Source organism: Streptomyces physcomitrii, assembly GCF_012273655.1.
GTDB classification, from domain to species: Bacteria; Actinomycetota; Actinomycetes; order Streptomycetales; family Streptomycetaceae; genus Streptomyces; species Streptomyces physcomitrii.
Genome location: NZ_JAAWWP010000004.1, coordinates 243,713 through 264,248, shown reverse-complemented (window position 1 = coordinate 264,248; position 20,536 = coordinate 243,713). Strand labels below are relative to the sequence as shown.

Genomic DNA, 20,536 nt, shown 5'->3' with positions numbered 1-20,536 from the left:
CGGGGCGGCGAGCGGCCCGGACGCGCCGTCGGCCGGACGCGGTCGATCCGTACGAGTCGATCCGTACGAAGGGCGCTAACCCCGCCGCAGCATCCGCGTCGCCCCCGCCGCGACCGTCGTGGCGAGGATCCAGCCGAGCAGGATCAGGGTGGTGGAGGCCCACTGCCAGGGGCCGCTCATCCGCCAGTAGCCGTCCTGGCCCAGATCGATCACCGGGAGCAGCAGGTCCAGGGCGAAGAGCGCGGCGTTCCAGTCCGGGTGCTCCTCGCCCTTGAGCGAGGGGTGCGGGGCGTGCGCGAAGGCGAAGGCACTGACCGCCCAGAGCACCGCCATCCACACCGCGGCGCGGCCGGGCCGGTATCCGTAGGCGACCGTCCAGTCCTGGGCGTAGCCCCAGAGTTTTCCGGCCAGCGGCAGGGTCTCGCGGCGTCGGCGCTGCTTGGCGAGGAGCACCTCGCGGGCGTCGGCGTCCTCGCCGGTGGTGCGCAGGACGGTGGCGAGCTTCTCGTAGGGCTCGGGGTTGTACTCGGCGGTGGCCGCGGAGACCCACTCGATGCGGCGGCTGAGCGGGAAGGAGCCGCGCGGTACGAGGTTCTCGTAGGTGAAGCCGCCGAGGCGGAGGCCGCCGACGCCCGGCCAACTGGTCGACTTGTCGACCAGGTTGACGACCTTGGCGCCGGAGAGCACCACCTGGCCGCGGCGCGGGCGCTCGCAGGTGAAGCGCAGCTCGGGGGTCTGGATGCGGCGCAGCGAGAGTTCCTGGTCGTTCTCCAGGGCGAAGCGGGCCTGGTCGAGGTCGACGGCGTCGCCGAACCGGCCGTCGTCCAGGCGCAGCCCGCCCTGGCACTCGAAGCGCTGGATGCGGGTGCCGCGGGCCGGGGTGCCGCCGGTCTGCAGGGTGTTGCCGAGGCTGGCCGGGGTCAGGTAGAGGCTGCGCTCCACGGTCAGCTGGGGGGCGTTGAGCGCCCGGCGGCCGTAGGGGTTGGCGAGGTGGCTGCCGCGCAGGCTGAGCGAGACGCCGACCTGGGCGCCGCGCAGGCTCAGCTCGCCGTGCGACTCCATCATCTCGGCCTGGAGGTCCTGGCCGACGTTGAGCCCGTCGGCCATGATCGAGCGGCCGCGCCGGTCCCGGTAGACGATCGCCTGGTTGAGCAGCAGGTCGGTGCCGATATGGGCGTCGCTCAGGCGCATGCCGTTGTGCAGGCGGCAGCGCGGCAGATGCAGATCGCCCTCGGTGTGCAGCCGGGCGCCCTCCAGGCGCGGGATCGAGCAGTCGACCATGCGCAGGGTGGAGAACCGCGCCTCGGGCAGCAGGATCTCCTTCTCGAAGCGGCAGCCCTTCATCTCCACGTACGGATCGACCACGCCGCCCGCGAGGTCCATGACGCCGATGATCTGCAGGCCCTGGAGCTTGAGGGAGGAGACCCGGCCGGAGAGCGGGGGCGGGCCGTCGAGCAGCAGCATGCACAGGATGCGGGCGCGGACGGTGCGTTCGGGGCCCCAGGGGTGGCCGCCGTGCGGGTCGTCGACGACCGTGTCGTGGGTGCGCAGGTCGTAGACGCTGCCGTTGCGGAAGGCCTGCCACATGCCGATCTCCGCCGCGGTCAGCCAGTCCGGCGGATCTCCGACCTCGGTGACGTCGACCACGTACCCTCGTCCCTTCCCCCATGCTGTGCGGCGGTTGAGGTCCGGCGGCTCCCGCGCTGCGGCCCCGCGCACATGTACGGCCCACCAGCGTCATGCCCGCTCGGTGACCGCTTGAACGCCGAACGCTAGTGGTGAAGGGGATCTTCCGGGACCTTTGGGGGACGGCTTTCGGCCACTGTCCGAAGCATGCCGGTACCTGCCGGGGCGCGGCGTATCAGCCAGTGGAACGGCGCGACGGGCGGTCTCGCGGGTCTGAGAGAATTGGCCACGTGATCTCCCGAATCGATCTGCGCGGCGAGGCCCTCCTGGAGGGTGCCGCCCTGCGCGACCTGCTGCCCCGTGCCGACTTCGACGTCGCGGCCGCCCTGGACAAGGTGCGCCCCCTCTGCGAGGACGTGCACCATCGGGGGAACGCGGCGCTGATCGACTACGCGGAGAAATTCGACGGCGTGCGCCTGGAGCGGGTCCGGGTGCCCGCCGAGGCGCTCACCGAGGCGCTGGCCGGGCTCGAACCCGCCGTCCGCGCCGCCCTGGAGGAGTCGATCCGCCGCGCCCGCCTGGTGCACCGCGCCCAGCGCCGCCCGGCCCACACCACCCAGGTGGTCCCCGGCGGCACGGTGACCGAGAAGTGGGTGCCGGTGGACCGCGTCGGCCTCTACGCGCCGGGCGGACGCTCCGTGTACCCCTCCTCCGTGATCATGAACGCGGTCCCGGCGCAGGAGGCCGGGGTGCCCTCGATGGCGCTGGCCAGCCCGCCGCAGAAGGAGTTCGGCGGACTGCCGCACCCGACGATCCTCGCGGCCTGCGCGCTGCTCGGCATCGACGAGGTCTACGCGGTGGGCGGCGCCCAGGCGGTCGCGATGTTCGCCTACGGCACCGAGCGCCCGGGCGAGGAGGAGGGCTGCGCGCCCGCGGACATGGTCACCGGGCCCGGCAACATCTGGGTCGCCGCCGCCAAGCGCTACTTCACCGGCCGGATCGGCATCGACGCCGAGGCGGGCCCGACCGAGATCGCGATCCTCGCGGACGCCACCGCCGACCCGGTGCACGTGGCCGCCGACCTGATCAGCCAGGCCGAGCACGACCCGCTGGCCGCCGCCGTCCTGGTCACCGACTCCACCGAGCTCGCGGACCGGGTCGAGAAGGAACTCGTCCCGCAGGTCGCCGCGAGCAAGCACGTCGAGGACCGGATCGCCCCGGCGCTGGCCGGCCGGCAGTCCGCGATCGTCCTCGTCGACGGGATCGAGGAGGGCCTCCGGGTCGTCAACGCCTACGGGGCCGAGCACCTGGAGATCCAGACCGCCGAGCCCACCGCGGTGGCCGAAAAGGTGCGCAACGCGGGCGCTGTCTTCCTCGGCCCCTGGGCGCCGGTCTCGCTCGGCGACTACTGCGCCGGCTCCAACCACGTGCTGCCCACCGGCGGTTGCGCCTGCCACTCCTCGGGCCTGTCCGTGCAGTCCTTCCTGCGCGGCATCCACCTGGTCGACTACAGCCGGGACGCGCTCGCCGAGGTGGCACACCACGTGGTCACCCTCGCCGAGGCCGAGGATCTGCCCGCGCACGGCGCCGCCATCAAGGCGCGTTTCGGCGGAGCCGGACCGGATGCGCTGGGCGGAGCCGGACCGGATCAGCTGGGTGGAGCCGGACCGGATCAGCGCGGCGACGGGAAGGTGCCGGGCCAGTGAGCGAGTCCACCAGCCGTATCGACGCGCTGCCCATCCGCGCCGAGCTGCGCGGCAAGTCCCCTTACGGCGCACCGCAGTTGGACGTACCGGTACGCCTCAACACCAACGAGAACCCGTACCCGCTGCCCGAGCCCCTCGTCGAGCGGATCGCGGAGCGGGTGCGGGAGGCGGCGCGCGGACTCAACCGCTACCCGGACCGGGACGCGGTGGAGCTGCGCACCCGGCTCGCCGCCTACCTCAGCCGCACCGGCGGGCACCCGGTCGCCCCGGAGAACGTCTGGGCCGCCAACGGCTCCAACGAGGTCATCCAGCAGCTGCTCCAGGCCTTCGGCGGCCCCGGCCGCACCGCGCTCGGCTTCGAGCCCTCGTACTCCATGCACGGGCTGATCGCCCGGGGCACCGGCACCGGCTGGATCTCCGGGCCGCGCGCCGGGGACTTCACCCTGGACCCGGAGAGCGCCGCCCGCACCATCGCCGAGAACCGGCCGGACGTGGTCTTCGTGACCACGCCCAACAACCCGACCGGCAACGCGGTCCCGGCCGAGACCGTCCTCGCGCTCTACGAGGCGGCGCAGTCCGTGAAGCCCTCGATGGTGATCGTGGACGAGGCCTATGTGGAGTTCAGCCACGGGGACTCGCTGCTGCCGCTGCTCGCCGGGCGCCCGCATCTGGTGATCTCGCGGACCATGTCGAAGGCCTTCGGCGCGGCCGGGCTGCGCCTCGGCTACCTGGCCGCCGACCCGGCGGTCGTCGACGCGGTCCAGCTGGTGCGGCTGCCGTACCACCTCTCGGCGATCACCCAGGCCACCGCGCTCGCGGCCCTCGAACACACCGACACCCTGCTCGGCTATGTCGAGCAGCTGAAGGCCGAGCGGGACCGCCTGGTCACCGAACTGCGCGCCGCGGGGTACGAGGTCACCGCCTCGGACGCCAACTTCGTCCAGTTCGGCATCCCCGCCCCGGGTGGCGAGCCGCGGGAGGCGCACGCGCTCTGGGAGGGTTTCCTGGCGCGCGGGGTGCTCGTACGGGACAACGGCGTCCCCGGCAGGCTGCGGGTCAGCGCCGGGACCCCCACGGAGAACGACGCGTTCCTCGACGCGGCACGCGCACTGATCAAGGAAGACGAGGCGGGAACAGCATGAGCCGCACCGGACGCACCGAGCGGACCACGAAGGAGACCTCCGTCCTCGTCGAGATCGACCTCGACGGCACCGGGCGCACCGAGATCTCCACGGGCGTCGGCTTCTTCGACCACATGCTCGACCAGCTCGGCCGCCACGGCCTCTTCGACCTCACCGTGAAGACCGAGGGCGACCTGCACATCGACACCCACCACACCATCGAGGACACCTCCCTCGCGCTCGGCGCCGCCTTCAGGCAGGCCCTCGGCGACAAGGTCGGCATCTACCGCTTCGGCAACTGCACGGTCCCGCTGGACGAGTCCCTCGCCCAGGTCACCGTGGATCTCTCGGGGCGGCCGTACCTGGTGCACACCGAGCCTGAGAACATGGCGCCGATGATCGGCTCCTACGACACCACCATGACCCGGCACATCCTGGAGTCCTTCGTCGCCCAGGCGCAGGTCGCCCTGCATGTGCACGTGCCCTACGGACGCAACGCGCACCACATCGTGGAGTGCCAGTTCAAGGCCCTGGCACGGGCCCTGCGCTACGCGAGCGAGCGCGACGCGCGCGCCGCCGGAATCCTTCCTTCCACAAAGGGTGCGCTGTGAACGGTCTTTCCACGCTGCTGATCGTCGTCGGTCTGTTCCTGCTCGGCGGCATCTACTCCTTCGTCAAGCAGGAGATGCCGAAGAGCCTGATCGTCCTGCTCTCGATCGGCGCCGGCATGTGCCTGCTCGCCGGGGTGATGAGGCTGGAGGTATGGAATTGAGCACCGCGAGGCCACCCAGGGTCGTCGTCTTCGACTACGGCTTCGGCAACATCCGCTCCGCCGAGCGCGCCCTCGCCCGGGCCGGCGCCGAGGTCGAGATCACCCGCGACTACGAGGCCGCGATGAACGCCGACGGGCTGCTCGTGCCCGGCGTCGGCGCCTTCGCCGCCTGCATGAAGGGCCTCACCGCGGCGCGCGGCGACTGGATCATCGACCGCCGCCTGTCCGGCGGGCGCCCGGTGCTCGGCATCTGCGTCGGGATGCAGATCCTCTTCAGCCGCGGCGTGGAGCACGGCGAGGAGTGCGCGGGCCTCGACGAGTGGCCCGGCACCGTCGGCCCGCTCAAGGCCGAGGTCGTCCCGCACATGGGCTGGAACACCGTCGAGGCGCCCGCCGGCTCCCGGCTCTTCGCCGGGCTCGACCCCGGGACCCGCTACTACTTCGTCCACTCCTACGCCGTCCACGACTGGACCCTGGAGACCGGCAACCCCGCGATCCGCGCGCCCCTCGTCAGCTGGGCGACCCACGGCGAGCGCTTCGTGGCCGCGGTCGAGAACGGCGCCCTGTGGGCCACCCAGTTCCACCCCGAGAAGTCCGGCGACGCCGGTGCCCAGCTCCTCACCAACTGGATCGAGACGCTCTGATCATGGCTTCCACGCTCGAACTCCTCCCCGCCGTCGACGTCCGCGACGGCCAGGCCGTCCGGCTCGTACACGGCGAGTCCGGTACGGAGACCTCCTACGGCGCCCCCCTGGAGGCCGCCAAGGCCTGGCAGCGCGCGGGCGCGGAGTGGCTCCATCTGGTCGACCTGGACGCGGCGTTCGGCACCGGCGACAACCGCGCCCTGATCGCCGAGGTCGCCGAGAGCCTCGCCGCCGACGGGGTCAAGGTGGAGCTGTCCGGCGGCATCCGCGACGACGACTCGCTCGCCGCGGCCCTCGCCACCGGCTGCACCCGGGTCAACCTCGGCACCGCGGCCCTGGAGCGCCCCGAGTGGGTCGCCGAGATCATCGCCGCCTACGGCGAGAAGATCGCCGTCGGCCTCGACGTGCGCGGTACCACCCTGCGCGGCCGCGGCTGGACCCGCGACGGCGGCGACCTCTACCGGACGCTGGCCCGCCTCGACTCCGAGGGCTGCGCCCGCTACGTCGTCACCGACATCGCCAAGGACGGCACCCTCCAGGGCCCCAACCTGGACCTGCTCAAAGACGTCTGCGCCGCGACCGACCGCCCCGTCGTCGCCTCCGGCGGGGTCTCCTCGCTCGCGGACCTGAAGGCGCTCGCCGCGCTCGTCCCGCAGGGGGTCGAGGGCGCGATCGTCGGCAAGGCGCTCTACGCCAAGGCGTTCACCCTCGAAGAGGCACTGGAGGCGGTGGCCTGATGGCCGGCACAGCACGACGGGTACGCAGCGGCTCCTCCTGGGAGCAGACCTTCGGCTCGGCACGGGCCGTGGAGGCGGGCGACCGGGTCCTGGTCGCGGGCACCACCGCCTTCAGCGGCACCGTCCTGCACGGCGAGGGCGACCCCTACGAACAGGCCAAGGCGGCCTTCACCAACGCCCTGGACGCCCTCGCGGAGTTCGGCCTCGGCGCCGACTCCGTGGTGCGCACCCGGATGTACCTCGTGCACGCCCGCGACGTGGACCCGGTCGGCCGCGCCCACCGGGAGCTCTTCGAGGCGGTGCTCCCGGCCGCGAGCCTCTTCGTCGTCTCGGGCTTCGTCGACTCCCGGGTCCTGGTCGAGGTCGAGCTGGAGGCCTACCGCCCCGCCGCCCGCGAGGACCGGGGAGCGCCGCGCCCATGACGCTGGCGGTCCGAGTCATCCCCTGCCTGGACGTGGACGGCGGCCGGGTCGTCAAGGGCGTCAACTTCCAGAACCTGCGCGACGCGGGCGACCCGGTCGAGATGGCCAAGGTCTACGACGCCGAGGGCGCCGACGAGCTCACCTTCCTCGACATCACCGCCTCCTCCGGCGACCGCGAGACCACCTACGACGTGGTCCGCCGCACCGCCGAGCAGGTCTTCATCCCGCTCACCGTCGGCGGCGGGGTGCGCACCGCCGAGGACGTGGACAAGCTGCTGCGCGCGGGCGCCGACAAGGTGGGCGTCAACACGGCGGCCATCGCCCGCCCCGAACTCATCCGGGAGATCGCCGAGCGCTTCGGCCGCCAGGTCCTCGTCCTGTCGGTGGACGCCCGCCGGACCCCGGACGGCGGCTTCGAGGTCACCACCCACGGCGGCCGCCGGGGCACCGGCCTGGACGCGGTCGAATGGGCCCACCGCGCGGCCGAGTTGGGCGCCGGGGAGATCCTGCTCAACTCGATGGACGCGGACGGCACCAAGGACGGCTACGACCTGGAGATGATCCGCGCGGTCCGCGCCCGCGTCGGCATCCCGGTCATCGCCTCCGGCGGCGCGGGCCGCCTCGGCGACTTCCCGCCCGCCGTCGACGCGGGCGCGGACGCGGTGCTCGCCGCCTCCGTCTTCCACTTCGGCGACCTGCGCATCGGCGAGGTGAAATCCGCCCTCCGGGAGTCCGGCGCTCCGGTGCGGCAGTCCGCCTAGGGCTCCGCGCACTCGTCCGCACGCGGTGGGGCTTCCGCGCACCCGTCCGTACGCGGTGAGGCTTCCGCGTACCCGACACGTACGCGGTAGAGCCTCCGCACGTACGCGGTGCGGCCTCCGCGTACCCCGCCCGTACGCGCCCCGTACGCGCCCGCCACAGAACCGCGGTGATCCGGCTCCGGCCGGGTGCCGCGGTTCCGGCTTTCGCGCTCCGCCCCGCGCGTCCGGCGTCCCGCACCCGCCGTACCCGTGGATGCCGCCGCCCGGGTCCTCGTGTCGGCGGCTGGTGGATCACCTCCGCTGTATCGTCCGGTATCTCCCTTTATCGGGTGATCTGTTGCCCGGATGGCCGGGTGACCGGCTGCCCGGACGGCCATCCGGGCGCCGGACCGGCCGGGCACGGCACCAGGCCGAGGAGGCAGCGATGGTACGGACGACGACGGTGCGCACCCCGCGGTGCCCGGGGCGGACACGCCTGCCCCGGGCGGGGGTCCGGCCCGGAGCGGCACGGTGACCGCGCCCCGCGGCGCCTCACCGGACCGCCCGGCGAAGGGCCTGCTGCGGCGCCTCGGCGAGTGGTGCGCCCGGCACTTCGTGCGCGTCCTGGTGGCCTGGCTGCTCGCCCTGCTCGCGCTCGGGGCCCTCGACCGGGCCTTCGGCGGGGAGTTCTCGGACAACTTCACGCTGCCGGGCGTCCAGTCGGAGAAGGGCCTCGACGTCCTGCGGAAGCACGACAAGCAGGCCGCCGGGTACAGCAGCCAGATCGTCGTCCACGACTCCGCCAAGTCGCTGACCGGCCTCGGCTCGCAGATGTCCACCGCGGTCGGCGCGCTCGCGAAGCTGCCGCAGGTGCTCTCCGCGCAGAACCCGCTCACCGCGAACGGCAGTTCCTCCACCGGGCCCCTCTCCGGGGACGAGAAGACCGCGTACATCACCGTCCTCTTCGAGGTGCAGCCGTCCACCCTCGGCGACTCCTATCTCGACGGCGTGGACAGTGCGGTGAAGCCGCTGCGCCAGGCGGGCGCCCAGGTCGAGTACGGGGGACCGCTCGGTGAGCTGGCCCGGCCGGCCGCCGACGACCGGGTCTCGGAGCTGATCGGCTTCGGGGTCGCGATCGTGGTGCTGCTCGTCGGCTTCGGCAGCGTGCTCGCCGCCGGGGTGCCGCTGCTGACCGCGCTGCTCGCGGTGGTCTGCGGGCTCGCCTGCCTCGGACTGCTCGCCGCCGCCTTCGACTTCGCCACCGTCTCCCCGACCCTGGCCACCATGATCGGCCTGGGCGTCGGCATCGACTACGCGCTCTTCCTGCTCACCCGGCACCGCCAGCTCCTGATGGACGGCGCGGACCCGGTGACCGCCGCCGGGCGGGCCGTGGCCACCAGCGGCCGGGCGGTCCTGGTCTCCGGCTGCACCGTCATCGTCGCCCTGACCGGGCTCGCCGTCTCCGGCGTCGGCTTCATCGCCAAGCTCGGGGTGGCGGCCGCCCTCACCGTGGTGACCGCCGTCGCGGGCGCCCTCACCCTGGTGCCCGCGGTCCTCGGCCTCGCCGGGCGGCGCCTCGACCGCTACCGGGTGCGGCGCCCGATCGCCGAGGTCGAACCGGGGACGGCGGGCGGCCGTACGGAAGACGGGGCGCCGGGTGACCCTACGGAAGACGGGGCGGGCGGCCGTACGGGGATGGCACGTGAGCGTACGGAAGGCGGCGCCGCGGAGGGGCACGGCACCTGGCACCGCTACGCCCGGCGGGTGGAGCGCCGCCCCTGGTGGTTCCTGGCCGCCGGTGCCGCGGTGGTCGTGGTGCTGGCCGTGCCGGTGTTCTCGCTGCGACTCGGGCACATCGGGGACGGCGCCGACCCCACCTCCTTCACCGACCGCCGCGCCTACGACCTGATGTCCGAGGCCTTCGGGCCCGGCTCCAACGGCCCGCTGACGGTGGTCGTCGACCAGAGCGCGGTCTCCTCCGGGGACCGTTCCGCGCTGGCCTCCCAGGCGCAGCAGGCGCTCACCGGCGTACCCGGCGCCCGCAGCATCACCAAGCCGCAACCGGCCGGGGACGGCGACATCCTCCTCGCGACCGCGTACTCCACGGCCTCCCCGCAGAGCGCGACCACCACCGACCTGGCCAACCGCCTGGTCGACCAGACCCTGCCGCAGGCGGTCTCCGGCACCCCCGCCCGGGGCTATGTCACCGGGACCACCGCCGCCCAGGTGGACTTCCGCGATGTGGTCGCCGCCCGGCTGCCGCTGATCGTCGCGGTGGTGGTGGCGCTGGCCTTCCTGATCATCCTGCTCGTCTTCCGGGGACCCCTGGTCGCCCTGAAGGCCGCCGTGCTCAACATCTTCTCGATCGCCGCCTCCTACGGCGTGGTGGTCGCCGTCTTCCAGTGGGGCTGGGGCGGCGGCGCCCTCGGCGTCTCGGGGAAGGTGCCGATCGAGAGCTATGTGCCGATGATGATGTTCGCGATCGTCTTCGGCCTGAGCATGGACTACGAGATCTTCCTGCTCTCCCGGGTCCACGAGGCCTGGCGGCGCACCGGCGAGGCGCGGGCGAGCGTGGCGCACGCCCTGGAGATCACCGCCCGGGTGATCAGCTGCGCCGCGCTCATCATGGTGAGCGTCTTCGCCGCCTTCCTGGTCAGCGACAGCGTCGTGGTCAAGATGCTCGGCCTCGGCCTCGCCGTCAGCGTGCTGATCGACGCCACCGTGGTACGGCTCCTGCTGGTCCCGGCGGTGATGACCCTGCTGGGCCGGGCGGCCTGGTGGACACCGCGGTGGCTGGACCGGATGCTCCCGCACCTGGACACCGAGGGCGAGGGCGGCCGGTCCTGAACACCGGCCGCCGGGACCCCCGCCCGGCGGGCGGCCGGCTCAGATGCCCAGTTCCTTGGCGCCGTTCAGCCGGGTGACCGCCTCCGGCTCGCCGTCGAGCTGGACGTCCGCCACCGACTGGCGCCCGTAGACGTACATCAGCAGCTCGCTCGGCTCACCGGTGACCGTCACCACCGGGGCGCCCTTGCGCGCGACCACGGTCCGGCCGTCGGGGCGGCGGAGCACCACGCCCGTCGGCGCCTTGCGGCCGACCACCCGGGCGGTGCGCTCCAGCCGCGACCAGAGGACGTCGGAGAAGACCGGGTCGAGCCTGCGCGCGGTCCAGTCCGGCTGGGCGCGGCGGACGTCCTCGGCGTGCACGTAGAACTCGACGATGTTGGTGGCCTCGTCGACCTGCTTCAGGGCGAAGGGCGAGAAGCGCGGCGGGCCGGTGCGGATCAGCCGCAGCAGCTCCTCGTAGGGCTTGCCGGCGAACTCGCCCTCGACGCGTTCGAGGCGGCCGGCGAGCGGCTTGATCAGGATGCCGCCCGCGGCGTCCGGGCGGCGCTCGCGCACCACCACATGGGCGGCGAGGTCGCGGGTGAGCCAGCCGCCGCACAGGGTCGGCGCCTCGGGTCCGGCCGCCTCCAGGAGATCGGCGAGCAGGAGTCGTTCACGCTTGGCATGAGTGGACATGCGTTAACCCTACGGCCGCCCGGGGGAGACGGCCACGTCCCCGGGCGGGGCGGGTGTTCCACCGGGCGGACGCCTGCCCGAAGGGCCCGGCGGATCGCGCACAATGGCACCCATGACCACGTCCAGGCAGCCCAGCCAGCTCGACCCGGAGATCGCCGCGCGCCTCAAGCGCGGCGCCGACGGGCTCGTCCCCGCCGTCACCCAGCAGTACGACACCGGCGAGGTGCTCATGCTCGGCTGGATGGACGACGAGGCGCTGCACCGCACGCTCACCACCGGCCGCGCCACCTACTGGTCCCGCAGCCGCCGGGAGTACTGGGTCAAGGGCGACACCTCCGGCCACGTCCAGCACGTGAAGTCGGTGGCCCTGGACTGCGACGCGGACACCGTCCTGGTGCGGGTCGACCAGGTGGGCGCCGCCTGCCACACCGGCGACCGCACCTGTTTCGATGCCGACGTCCTGCCGCTCGGTCAGTAGGGTCGGCGGCCATGGACCTCGACACCTTCCGCAAGCTGGCGGCCGACCGCCGCGTCATCCCGGTCAGCCGCAAGCTCCTGGCCGACGGGGACACCCCCCTCGCGCTCTACCGCAAGCTCGCCGCCGAGCGGCCCGGCACCTTCCTCCTGGAGTCCGCGGAGAACGGCCGCTCCTGGTCCCGCTACTCCTTCGTCGGGGTGCGCTCCTCCGCCACGCTCACCGAGCGCGGCGGCCGGGTCCACTGGGAGGGCGTGCCGCCGGTCGGCGTCCCCGCCGAGGGCGATCCGCTCGCCGCCCTGCGCGCCACCGTCGAGGCGCTGCACACCCCCCGCGACCTCGCCTCCGGCATGCCGCCCTTCACCGGCGGGATGGTCGGCTACCTCGGTTACGACATCGTGCGCCGCCTGGAGAAGATCGGCCCCGGCGAGCGCGACGACCTGAAGCTGCCCGAGCTGACCATGCTGCTCACCAGCGACCTCGCGGTGCTCGACCACTGGGACGGCACCGTCCTGCTGATCGCCAACGCCATCAACCACAACGACCTCGACACCGGCGTGGACGAGGCGTACGCGGACGCGGTGGCCCGGCTCGACGCCATGCAGGCCGACCTCTGCCGCCCGCTCGCCCAGCCGCCCGCGGCCCTGCCGCCCGCCGAACTGCCCCCGTACCAGGCGCTCTGGGGCGGCACCGACTACCAGGCGGCCGTCGAGGACATCAAAGAGCGCATCCGCGCGGGCGAGGCCTTCCAGGTGGTGCCCTCGCAGCGCTTCGAGACGCCCTGCGCGGCGAGCGCGCTCGACGTCTACCGGGTGCTGCGGGCCACCAACCCCTCGCCGTACATGTACCTCTTCCGCTTCGACGGCTTCGACGTGGTCGGCTCCTCGCCGGAGGCCCTGGTCAAGGTCGAGGACGGGCACGCCATGGTGCACCCCATCGCGGGCACCCGGCCGCGCGGGGCGAGCCCCCAGGAGGACCAGCAGCTCGCCGAGGAACTGCTCGCCGACCCCAAGGAGCGCGCCGAGCACCTGATGCTGGTCGACCTCGGGCGCAACGACCTCGGCCGGGTCTGCGAGCCGGGCAGCGTCGAGGTGGTCGACTTCATGTCGATCGAGAAGTACTCGCACGTGATGCACATCGTCTCGACCGTCACCGGCCAGGTCGCCGAGGGCCGCACCGCCTTCGACGTCCTCACCGCCTGCTTCCCCGCGGGCACCCTCTCCGGCGCCCCCAAGCCGCGCGCCATGCAGATCATCGACGAGCTGGAGCCCTCCCGCCGCGGACTGTACGGCGGCTGCGTCGGCTACCTCGACTTCGCGGGCGACTCGGACACCGCCATCGCGATCCGCACCGCCGTCCTGCGGGAGGGCACCGCCTACGTCCAGGCGGGCGCCGGGGTGGTCGCCGACTCGGACCCGGTCGCCGAGGACACCGAGTGCCGCAACAAGGCGGCGGCGGTCCTGCGCGCGGTGCACACCGCGGAACGGCTCGGCGGGTAGCGGGGGTTCGGGCCGCCGTCCGTCACGTGCCGCCGGGCCCCTTCTTCTCGTAGGTCTGCCCGTACGTCTTCCCGTACGTCCGGGGCGGCCGACCCCTCTCAGGCGCGGCGGCACCCGCGATTTCCGGCCATGATGTGACGAAATCGCCGCAGTGATCTGCGTCCCCCGGGCCGCCCCGGGTGACGCCGGGGGGCGGCTTGGGGCGATAGTGGGGGGGTGACTGCTGTACCCCACCCCCGAACCGAAGCCGCGGCGCGCGCCCGCTCCGGTCGCCGCAGCCTGGCCGTCGCCCTGCTCGCGGGCGCCGGCGGTGCCGCCGTGACGCTGCTCGCCTCGCGTCAGCGCTGGGCCGAGGGCACGGCCGCCGTCGCGGGCGGCGACTTCCCGCTCTCCGCGAAGGGCGGCGATGTCACCGGACTCCCCGCGGCGCTCGCCGTCGTCGGGCTCGCCGCCCTGGTCGCCGTCTTCGCCGTGCGCCGCACCGGCCGGTACCTGGTCTCCGGGCTGCTCGCGCTCGCCGGCGCCGGCATCGTGGCGGCCTCGCTGCTCGGCGCCTCCGACAGCGGCGCCCTGGACGAGAAGGCTGCCGAGGCCTCGGGCAACACCTCCGCCACCGTCGAGTCGCTCAGCCACACCGCCTGGCCCTATGTCGCGGTCGCGGGCGGGGCGTTGATCCTGCTCGCCGGAGTGATCGCGCTGCGCTGGGGCAGCGGCTGGCCCGCCATGTCCGGCCGGTACGAGCGCTCCGGGGCCCCGCGTCCGCGCCGGTCCGCCCCCGCCGACCCGGACCACCCGGGGGAGCTGTGGAAGGCGCTGGACCGCGGCGAGGACCCCACCCGCGGCACCCCGAGCGGCTGAACCCGCCCCGCCGCACGTGCTCTTCGCCACCCCGCGCCGGATCGGCGTCCGGCGTACGGGACAATGGGCGGCGAGGGTTCGACCACGACCACGCACCCGCCCCGCCCCAGCAACAAGGAGCACGTCATGTCGGCGAGCAGCCACGGACACGGACACACCCCGGCCGCCTGGACCGGTGTCATCATCACCTTCATCGGTTTCTGCGTCGCGGGTGCCTTCATGGTCATGGCGGAGCCCGTCGGCTTCTGGGCCGGGATGGTGCTCACCGTCCTCGGCGGCGTGGTCGGCGGCCTCATGAGCCTGATGGGCCTGGGCGCCAAGCCGAAGAGCGCCCCCGCGGCCGCCCCCGCCGCCAAGGCCACCGCCGAGCCGCAGGCCGAGGCCGCCGTCTGACCTCCGCGGGCCGGGGGCACCCCGCCCCCGGCGCCCCGTCCGCGCGCACCCGGCGGCCCCGCCCCGCGCGCGGGCTCCGCGCAGAGGACACAATGCACGGGTGAACGCTGAACCCGAGCCCGCACTCGCCCCGGCGCCCGGCGCCGCCCTGAAGCGCATGCTGGTGCCCGCGGGCGTCCTCGCGGCGGTGGTGGCGGCCTTCGGCTATGTGGCACGCGTCGACCCGAACGACCCCGGCCACTACCCGGTCTGCCCGCTGCTGCGCCTCACCGGTGTCTACTGCCCCGGCTGCGGCGGACTGCGCAGCGCCCACGCCTTCGCCCACGGCGACCTCGGCGCCGCCCTCACCGACAACGCCCTGGCGGTCCTCGGCTACGGGGCCTTCGCCGTGCTCTGGGTGGTGTGGATGATCCGCGCGGCCCGCGGACGCCCCTTCGCTCTCGTCCTGCGCCCGGCGCAGATGTGGGTGGTGGGCGCCCTCGCCCTGGTGTTCACGGTTGTCCGGAATTCGCCCTTCGGCGGCTGGCTGCATCCTTGAAGCGGTGGCGGACGTCCAGGTAGTGGGACCGCGCCCGGGTGAATGCGGGAGCATCGCCTCCCTGCGGCTACCATCGCAGTGACCAGGGACCTTTGCGCGCCCGCACAGGCACAGCCGCAACGGCAGGAACGGCAGGGAGAGGGGAACGCTCGCGTGAGTGTGCTCGACGAGATCATCGAAGGAGTCCTCGCCGACCTCGCCGAACGGCAGGCGGCGGTCAGCCTCGATGAGCTCAAGGAGCGCGCCGCGGCCGCCCCGCCGGCCAAGGACGCCGAGGCCGCGCTGCGCGGCGAGGGCGTCCAGGTGATCTGCGAGGTCAAGCGCTCCAGCCCGTCCAAGGGCGCGCTCGCGGCGATCGCCGACCCGGCCGCCCTCGCCGCCGACTACGAGGCGGGCGGCGCCGCCGTCATCTCCGTCCTCACCGAGCAGCGCCGCTTCGGCGGCTCGCTCGCCGACCTGGAGGCGGTCCGCGCCCGGGTGCAGATCCCGGTGCTCCGCAAGGACTTCATCGTCACCTCCTACCAGCTGTGGGAGGCCCGGGCGCACGGCGCCGACCTCGCCCTGCTGATCGTGGCCGCCCTCGACCAGGAGGCGCTGGTCTCCCTCGTCGAGCGCGCCCGCTCCATCGGCCTCACCCCGCTCGTCGAGGTGCACGACGAGGAGGAGGTCGAGCGCGCGGTCGCCGCCGGGGCCCGCGTCATCGGCGTCAACGCCCGCAATCTGAAGACCCTGGAGGTCGACAGGTCGACCTTCGAGCGGGTCGCCCCCGAGATCCCGGACGAGCTCGTCAAGATCGCCGAATCGGGGGTGCGCGGCCCGCACGACCTGATCGCCTACGCCAACGCCGGGGCGGGCGCCGTCCTCGTCGGCGAGTCCCTGGTCACCGGCCGCGACCCCAAGGCAGCGGTCTCCGACCTGGTCGCCGCGGGCGCCCACCCGGCACTGCGCCACGGGCGGAGCTGACCGGCCGATGCGGGGTACGGGACGGTGCCCGGGAGAGGTCCGCGGCAGCGCGGGCCCGGTGGCCCTCGCCTGCCCCGGCGCGGGTGAGGCCGCCCCGGTCCGGTACGCCCGGCTGGCCCGCGGCTGCCGCCCGCGCGGCTGCCGCGCCCCCGCCCGCCGGGTGCACGGCCGCCGGGTGCGCTATGTGATCGGCGACGAGCCCGGCCAGGTCAACGGCATGCGATGGCATGGGCGCCCCGCGCGCCCCTGACCCCGCCCCCGTGATCCGCCTCGCCCGCGAGCCCCCGCGCCCGCGCGGCCGAGGTCCCCGCGGGCGGTCCGGTGCGCGCATACGGTGATCACCGACCGACCGAGCATCCCGGGGCGCGCCGCGCCCCGCGAGGAGCATGCGCATGCCCAGCGAGTTCTTCCTTCCCGACCCCGAGGGCCGAGTGCCCAGCGCCGAGGGCTACTTCGGCGCCTTCGGCGGCAAGTTCATCCCGGAGGCGCTGGTCGCCGCCGTGGACGAGGTGGCCGCCGAGTACGACAAGGCCAAGGGCGACCCCGCCTTCGCCGCCGAGCTGGAGGACCTGCTCGTCCACTACACCGGGCGCCCCAGCGCGCTCACCGAGGTGCCGCGCTTCGCCGAACAGGCGGGCGGCGCCCGGGTGTTCCTCAAGCGCGAGGACCTCAACCACACCGGCTCGCACAAGATCAACAACGTCCTGGGCCAGGCCCTGCTCACCAAGCGGATGGGCAAGAGCCGGGTCATCGCGGAGACCGGGGCCGGCCAGCACGGCGTCGCCACCGCCACCGCCTGCGCCCTGTTCGGCCTCGACTGCACCATCTACATGGGCGAGATCGACACCGAGCGCCAGGCCCTCAACGTCGCCCGGATGCGGATGCTCGGCGCCGAGGTCGTCGCGGTGAAGTCCGGCAGCCGCACCCTCAAGGACGCCATCAACGAGGCCTTCCGCGACTGGGTCGCCAACGTCGACCGCACCCACTACCTCTTCGGTACGGTGGCCGGCCCGCACCCCTTCCCCGCCATGGTCCGCGACTTCCACCGGGTCATCGGCGCCGAGGCCCGCCGCCAGCTCCTGGAGCGCACCGGGCGGCTGCCGGACGCCGCGCTCGCCTGCGTCGGCGGCGGCTCCAACGCCATCGGCCTCTTCCACGCCTTCCTCGCCGACGCCTCGGTGCGCCTGATCGGCTGCGAACCCGCCGGACGCGGACTGGACACCGGGGAGCACGCGGCCACCCTGACCGCGGGCGAGCCCGGCATCCTGCACGGCTCGCGCTCGTACGTGCTCCAGGACGACGAGGGCCAGATCACCGAGCCGTACTCGATCTCGGCGGGTCTGGACTACCCGGGCATCGGACCCGAGCACGCCTACCTCAAGGACAGCGGGCGGGGCGAGTACCGGGCGGTCACCGACGACGCGGCCATGCGGGCGCTGCGGCTGCTCTCCCGGACCGAGGGCATCATCCCGGCCATCGAGAGCGCGCACGCCCTCGCCGGGGCGCTGGACGCCGGCCGGGAGCTGGGCCCGGACGCCCTGCTCGTCGTCAACCTCTCCGGGCGCGGCGACAAGGACATGGACACCGCGGCCCGCTGGTTCGGGCTGTACGACGAGGGCGCCGACGCGGCGGTCGAGGCCGACGCGGGCAGCGAGCCCGCCGAGATCCAGGGGGACGTGAAGTGAGCGGGACCATCGAACTCCTCGACGAGACCCTGGCGGCGGCGAAGGCCGAGGGCAGGTCCGCCCTGATCGCCTACCTCCCGGCGGGCTTCCCGACGGTGGACGGCGGCATCGAGGCGGTCAAGGCGGCCTTCGCGGGCGGCGCGGACGTCGTCGAGGTCGGCCTGCCGCACAGCGACCCGGTGCTCGACGGCCCGGTCATCCAGACCGCCGACGACATCGCGCTGCGCGGCGGGGTGCGGATCGCCGATGTGCTGCGCACGGTGCGCGAGGCGCACGCGGCCACCGGCAAGCCGGTCCTCGTCATGACGTACTGGAATCCGGTCGACCGCTACGGCGTCGCCCGCTTCACCGCCGAGCTGGCCGAGGCGGGCGGCGCGGGCTGCATCCTGCCCGACCTGCCGGTGCAGGAGTCGGCGAACTGGCGGGAGCACGCCGCCAAGCACGGCCTCGGCACCGTCTTCGTGGTCGCCCCGAGCAGCCGGGACGCCCGGCTCGCCACCATCACGGCGGCCGGTTCCGGCTTCGTCTACGCGGCCTCGCTGATGGGCGTCACCGGCACCCGCGCCTCGGTCGGCGCCGAGGCGCAGGAGCTGGTGCGGCGCACCCGGGCGACCACCGAGCTGCCGGTCTGCGTCGGCCTCGGCGTCTCGAACGCGGAGCAGGCCGCCGAGGTCGCGGGCTTCGCGGACGGCGTCATCGTCGGCTCGGCCTTCGTCAAGCGGATGCTCGACGCCCCCGACGAGGCGGCCGGACTGGCGGCGGTCCGCGAACTCGCCGCCGAGCTGGCCGCGGGGGTCCGGCGCGGCACCGGGCCCGGGTAACTCGTACGGGTGGATCAGGGACCGGGGAGGCACGCTGGTGCCTCCCCGGTTCGTTTGCGGGGTGTGAGCGAGAACAAGCCTGAGGGAAAGCGCGCCGCCCGCGAGCGGCTGGCCGTCGAGCGAGAGCGGCAGAAGGCGCAGGACAAGCGGCGGCGGACGACGATCGTCGGCGGCGCCGTCATCTGCGTCCTCGCGCTGGCCGCGGTCGTCGGCGTGATCGCCGCCAACGCGGGCGGTGACAAGGAGGAGAGCAGCGGCCCCGTGGTGGCGCCCAAGGGCGCGGCGGGCAAGGACAACCTCGCGGTGCCGGTCGGCAGGCCCGGAGCGAAGGCCACGCTGACGGTCTGGGAGGACTTCCGCTGCCCGGCCTGCAAGCAGTTCGAGGACACCTTCCGGGGGACCGTGCACGAGCTGACGGAGAGCGGAAAGCTCAAGGTCGAGTACCACCTGGTCACGCTCATCGACAAGAACATGGGCGGCAGCGGCTCCCGGCGCTCGGCCAACGCAGCGGTCTGCGCCCAGGACGCCGGGAAGTTCGCCGCGTACCACGACGTCCTCTTCGGGAACCAGCCCCCCGAGACCGAGGACGCCTACGGCGACGACGCCCGTCTCGTCACCCTCGCGGGCAAGGCCGAGGGCCTCGACACGCCCGCCTTCCGCGCCTGCGTCGAGCAGGGCCGCCACAACAGCTGGGTGCAGAAGTCCCAGCAGGCCTTCACGGACAGCGGCTTCCAGGGCACCCCGACCATCCTGCTCGACGGCAAGAACATCTACGGCGACCAGAGCGACCCGCTGACCCCGGCCAAGCTCAAGCGGATGGTGGAGGAGGCCGACAAGGCGTGAGACCCGCGGGGGGTGCCGCGACCGCGCGGCGCCGCCCGTTACGGACCCGTTGCCGGGTGGGCGCCCGTGCCCGCGACCCGGCAGGGTAGCGTCGACCCTGCCATGGACATTGCCTTCATCCCCAGCCCCTCGCGCGGAGTGCTGAACCTCGGCCCCATCCCGCTGCGCGGCTACGCCTTCTGCATCATCCTCGGTGTCTTCCTCGCCGTCTGGATCGGAAACCGCCGCTGGATCGCCCGGGGCGGGCGCGCCGGAACCGTCGCCGACATCGCGGTCTGGGCGGTGCCCTTCGGCCTGGTCGGCGGGCGCCTCTACCACGTGATCACGGACTACCAGCTGTACTTCAGCGAGGGCCGTGACTGGGTCGACGCCTTCAAGATCTGGGAGGGCGGGCTCGGCATCTGGGGAGCCATCTCGCTCGGCGCCGTCGGCGCCTGGATCGGCGCCCGCCGCCGGGGCATCCCGCTGCCCGCCTACGCCGACGCGGTCGCCCCCGGCATCGCCCTCGCGCAGGCCGCGGGCCGCTGGGGCAACTGGTTCAACCAGGAGCTGTACGGCAAGGCCACCGACCTGCCCTGGGCGCTGAAGATCACCAGCTCCGACGACGGCCGCGTCCCCGGCACCTACCACCCGACCTTCCTCTACGAGTCGCTGTGGTGCATCGGCGTCGCGCTCCTGGTCGTCTGGGCGGACCGCCGCTTCAAGCTGGGCCACGGCCGCGCCTTCGCCCTGTACGTCGCCGCCTACTGCGCGGGCCGCGGCTGGATCGAGTACATGCGGGTCGACGAGGCGCACCACGTCCTCGGCCTGCGCCTGAACGTCTGGACCGCGATCCTCGTCTTCGCCGCCGCGGTCGCCTACATCGTGGTCTCCGCCCGGCTGCGCCCCGGCCGCGAGGAGATCGTCGAGCCGGGCGCCGCCCCGGCGGAGGGCGACGGCGCCGCCGCGAAGTCCGCCACCGGGGAGCCCGGCACCGCCAAGTCCGGGGACGCCGAGACCGCCGCCGGGGAGAAGCCCGGCCGGGACGGCACCGGCGCCTCCGGCCGCACGCGCGGCACCGGCAGCACCGACACGAGCGCCGACGAGCCCACCGACAAGAACGGCGACAAGGCAGGCTCCTCCGGCAAGGGCTGAGCCCCGGCCGCAGCCGCCGACGGCGATCTGGCGGGCA

General features: G+C 73.8%; 22 protein-coding genes. 20 read left to right on the top strand and 2 right to left on the bottom strand.

What is annotated here, in order from left to right; translation table 11 throughout:
- Window positions 1-75: 75 nt before the first annotated feature.
- Window positions 76-1,587, bottom strand: a complete 1,512-nt coding sequence (locus HFV08_RS08980; RefSeq protein WP_246341628.1) for an oxidoreductase — start codon at window positions 1,585-1,587, stop codon at window positions 76-78.
- A 329-nt stretch (window positions 1,588-1,916) separates the two neighbouring features.
- On the opposite strand from HFV08_RS08980, the gene hisD reads away from it, so the two are divergent.
- The 9 genes from hisD to HFV08_RS08935 all read left to right on the top strand — a co-directional run bounded on the left by hisD (window position 1,917) and on the right by HFV08_RS08935 (window position 10,615).
- Window positions 1,917-3,332 carry a histidinol dehydrogenase gene (gene hisD, locus HFV08_RS08975; protein WP_168537632.1) on the top strand — a complete coding sequence of 472 codons (1,416 nt, stop codon included), beginning with the start codon at window positions 1,917-1,919 and terminating at the stop codon, window positions 3,330-3,332.
- The gene (locus HFV08_RS08970) at window positions 3,329-4,474 is read left to right on the top strand and encodes a histidinol-phosphate transaminase (protein WP_168537630.1); all 1,146 of its coding nucleotides are present in this window, start codon (window positions 3,329-3,331) and stop codon (window positions 4,472-4,474) included. Before hisD ends, HFV08_RS08970 begins: the two co-directional genes overlap by 4 nt.
- Window positions 4,471-5,064 carry an imidazoleglycerol-phosphate dehydratase HisB gene (hisB, locus tag HFV08_RS08965; RefSeq protein WP_168537628.1) on the top strand — a complete coding sequence of 198 codons (594 nt, stop codon included), beginning with the start codon at window positions 4,471-4,473 and terminating at the stop codon, window positions 5,062-5,064. Before HFV08_RS08970 ends, hisB begins: the two co-directional genes overlap by 4 nt.
- Window positions 5,061-5,225 (top strand): CG2302 family histidine operon protein, encoded by a 165-nt coding sequence (locus HFV08_RS08960; RefSeq protein ID WP_040254448.1) that lies wholly within the window; start codon window positions 5,061-5,063, stop codon window positions 5,223-5,225. Before hisB ends, HFV08_RS08960 begins: the two co-directional genes overlap by 4 nt.
- Window positions 5,216-5,869, top strand: a complete 654-nt coding sequence (gene hisH / locus HFV08_RS08955; protein WP_168537626.1) for an imidazole glycerol phosphate synthase subunit HisH — start codon at window positions 5,216-5,218, stop codon at window positions 5,867-5,869. The genes HFV08_RS08960 and hisH overlap by 10 nt, the downstream gene beginning before the upstream one ends.
- 2 nt (window positions 5,870-5,871) lie before the next feature.
- Window positions 5,872-6,606, top strand: a complete 735-nt coding sequence (gene priA, locus HFV08_RS08950) for a bifunctional 1-(5-phosphoribosyl)-5-((5-phosphoribosylamino)methylideneamino)imidazole-4-carboxamide isomerase/phosphoribosylanthranilate isomerase PriA (protein WP_040254453.1) — start codon at window positions 5,872-5,874, stop codon at window positions 6,604-6,606.
- A complete protein-coding gene (locus HFV08_RS08945) occupies window positions 6,606-7,028 on the top strand; it encodes a Rid family hydrolase (RefSeq protein ID WP_168537624.1) in 423 nt (140 codons plus the stop codon). Before priA ends, HFV08_RS08945 begins: the two co-directional genes overlap by 1 nt.
- Window positions 7,025-7,789, top strand: a complete 765-nt coding sequence (hisF, locus tag HFV08_RS08940) for an imidazole glycerol phosphate synthase subunit HisF (RefSeq protein WP_168537622.1) — start codon at window positions 7,025-7,027, stop codon at window positions 7,787-7,789. The genes HFV08_RS08945 and hisF overlap by 4 nt, the downstream gene beginning before the upstream one ends.
- Window positions 7,790-8,299: 510 nt before the next feature.
- Window positions 8,300-10,615, top strand: a complete 2,316-nt coding sequence (locus tag HFV08_RS08935) for an MMPL family transporter (RefSeq protein ID WP_312885476.1) — start codon at window positions 8,300-8,302, stop codon at window positions 10,613-10,615.
- Between the two features lie 39 nt (window positions 10,616-10,654).
- On the opposite strand, the gene HFV08_RS08930 is transcribed toward HFV08_RS08935, so the two are convergent.
- Entirely contained in the window at window positions 10,655-11,290 is a 636-nt protein-coding gene (locus HFV08_RS08930; protein ID WP_168537620.1) for a TIGR03085 family metal-binding protein, read from the bottom strand.
- 112 nt (window positions 11,291-11,402) lie between these two features.
- On the opposite strand from HFV08_RS08930, the gene hisI reads away from it, so the two are divergent.
- The 11 genes from hisI (at window position 11,403) to lgt (ending at window position 20,499) form a co-directional block, all read left to right on the top strand.
- Window positions 11,403-11,768, top strand: a complete 366-nt coding sequence (hisI, locus tag HFV08_RS08925; protein WP_040254463.1) for a phosphoribosyl-AMP cyclohydrolase — start codon at window positions 11,403-11,405, stop codon at window positions 11,766-11,768.
- Window positions 11,769-11,779: 11 nt separating this feature from the next.
- Window positions 11,780-13,264, top strand: a complete 1,485-nt coding sequence (locus HFV08_RS08920; protein WP_040254465.1) for an anthranilate synthase component I — start codon at window positions 11,780-11,782, stop codon at window positions 13,262-13,264.
- Between the two features lie 216 nt (window positions 13,265-13,480).
- Window positions 13,481-14,122, top strand: a complete 642-nt coding sequence (locus HFV08_RS08915; protein ID WP_168537618.1) for a TIGR02234 family membrane protein — start codon at window positions 13,481-13,483, stop codon at window positions 14,120-14,122.
- 126 nt (window positions 14,123-14,248) lie between these two features.
- Entirely contained in the window at window positions 14,249-14,515 is a 267-nt protein-coding gene (locus tag HFV08_RS08910) for an HGxxPAAW family protein (protein ID WP_168537616.1), read from the top strand.
- 157 nt (window positions 14,516-14,672) lie between these two features.
- Entirely contained in the window at window positions 14,673-15,053 is a 381-nt protein-coding gene (locus HFV08_RS08905; protein ID WP_168537909.1) for a DUF2752 domain-containing protein, read from the top strand.
- Window positions 15,054-15,206: 153 nt separating this feature from the next.
- The gene (trpC, locus tag HFV08_RS08900) at window positions 15,207-16,016 is read left to right on the top strand and encodes an indole-3-glycerol phosphate synthase TrpC (protein WP_040254474.1); all 810 of its coding nucleotides are present in this window, start codon (window positions 15,207-15,209) and stop codon (window positions 16,014-16,016) included.
- A gap of 58 nt (window positions 16,017-16,074) precedes the next feature.
- On the top strand, window positions 16,075-16,266 hold the full coding sequence (gene trpM, locus HFV08_RS08895) for a tryptophan biosynthesis modulator TrpM (RefSeq protein WP_168537907.1): 192 nt from the start codon (window positions 16,075-16,077) through the stop codon (window positions 16,264-16,266).
- Window positions 16,267-16,408: 142 nt separating this feature from the next.
- Window positions 16,409-17,701, top strand: a complete 1,293-nt coding sequence (gene trpB, locus HFV08_RS08890) for a tryptophan synthase subunit beta (RefSeq protein ID WP_168537614.1) — start codon at window positions 16,409-16,411, stop codon at window positions 17,699-17,701.
- Window positions 17,698-18,522, top strand: a complete 825-nt coding sequence (trpA, locus tag HFV08_RS08885) for a tryptophan synthase subunit alpha (protein WP_168537612.1) — start codon at window positions 17,698-17,700, stop codon at window positions 18,520-18,522. Before trpB ends, trpA begins: the two co-directional genes overlap by 4 nt.
- Before the next feature lie 63 nt (window positions 18,523-18,585).
- Complete coding sequence (locus HFV08_RS08880; protein ID WP_168537610.1) at window positions 18,586-19,365, top strand: DsbA family protein; 780 nt, start codon at window positions 18,586-18,588, stop codon at window positions 19,363-19,365.
- A gap of 102 nt (window positions 19,366-19,467) precedes the next feature.
- Window positions 19,468-20,499 (top strand): prolipoprotein diacylglyceryl transferase, encoded by a 1,032-nt coding sequence (gene lgt, locus HFV08_RS08875; protein WP_168537608.1) that lies wholly within the window; start codon window positions 19,468-19,470, stop codon window positions 20,497-20,499.
- Window positions 20,500-20,536 lie beyond the last annotated feature (37 nt).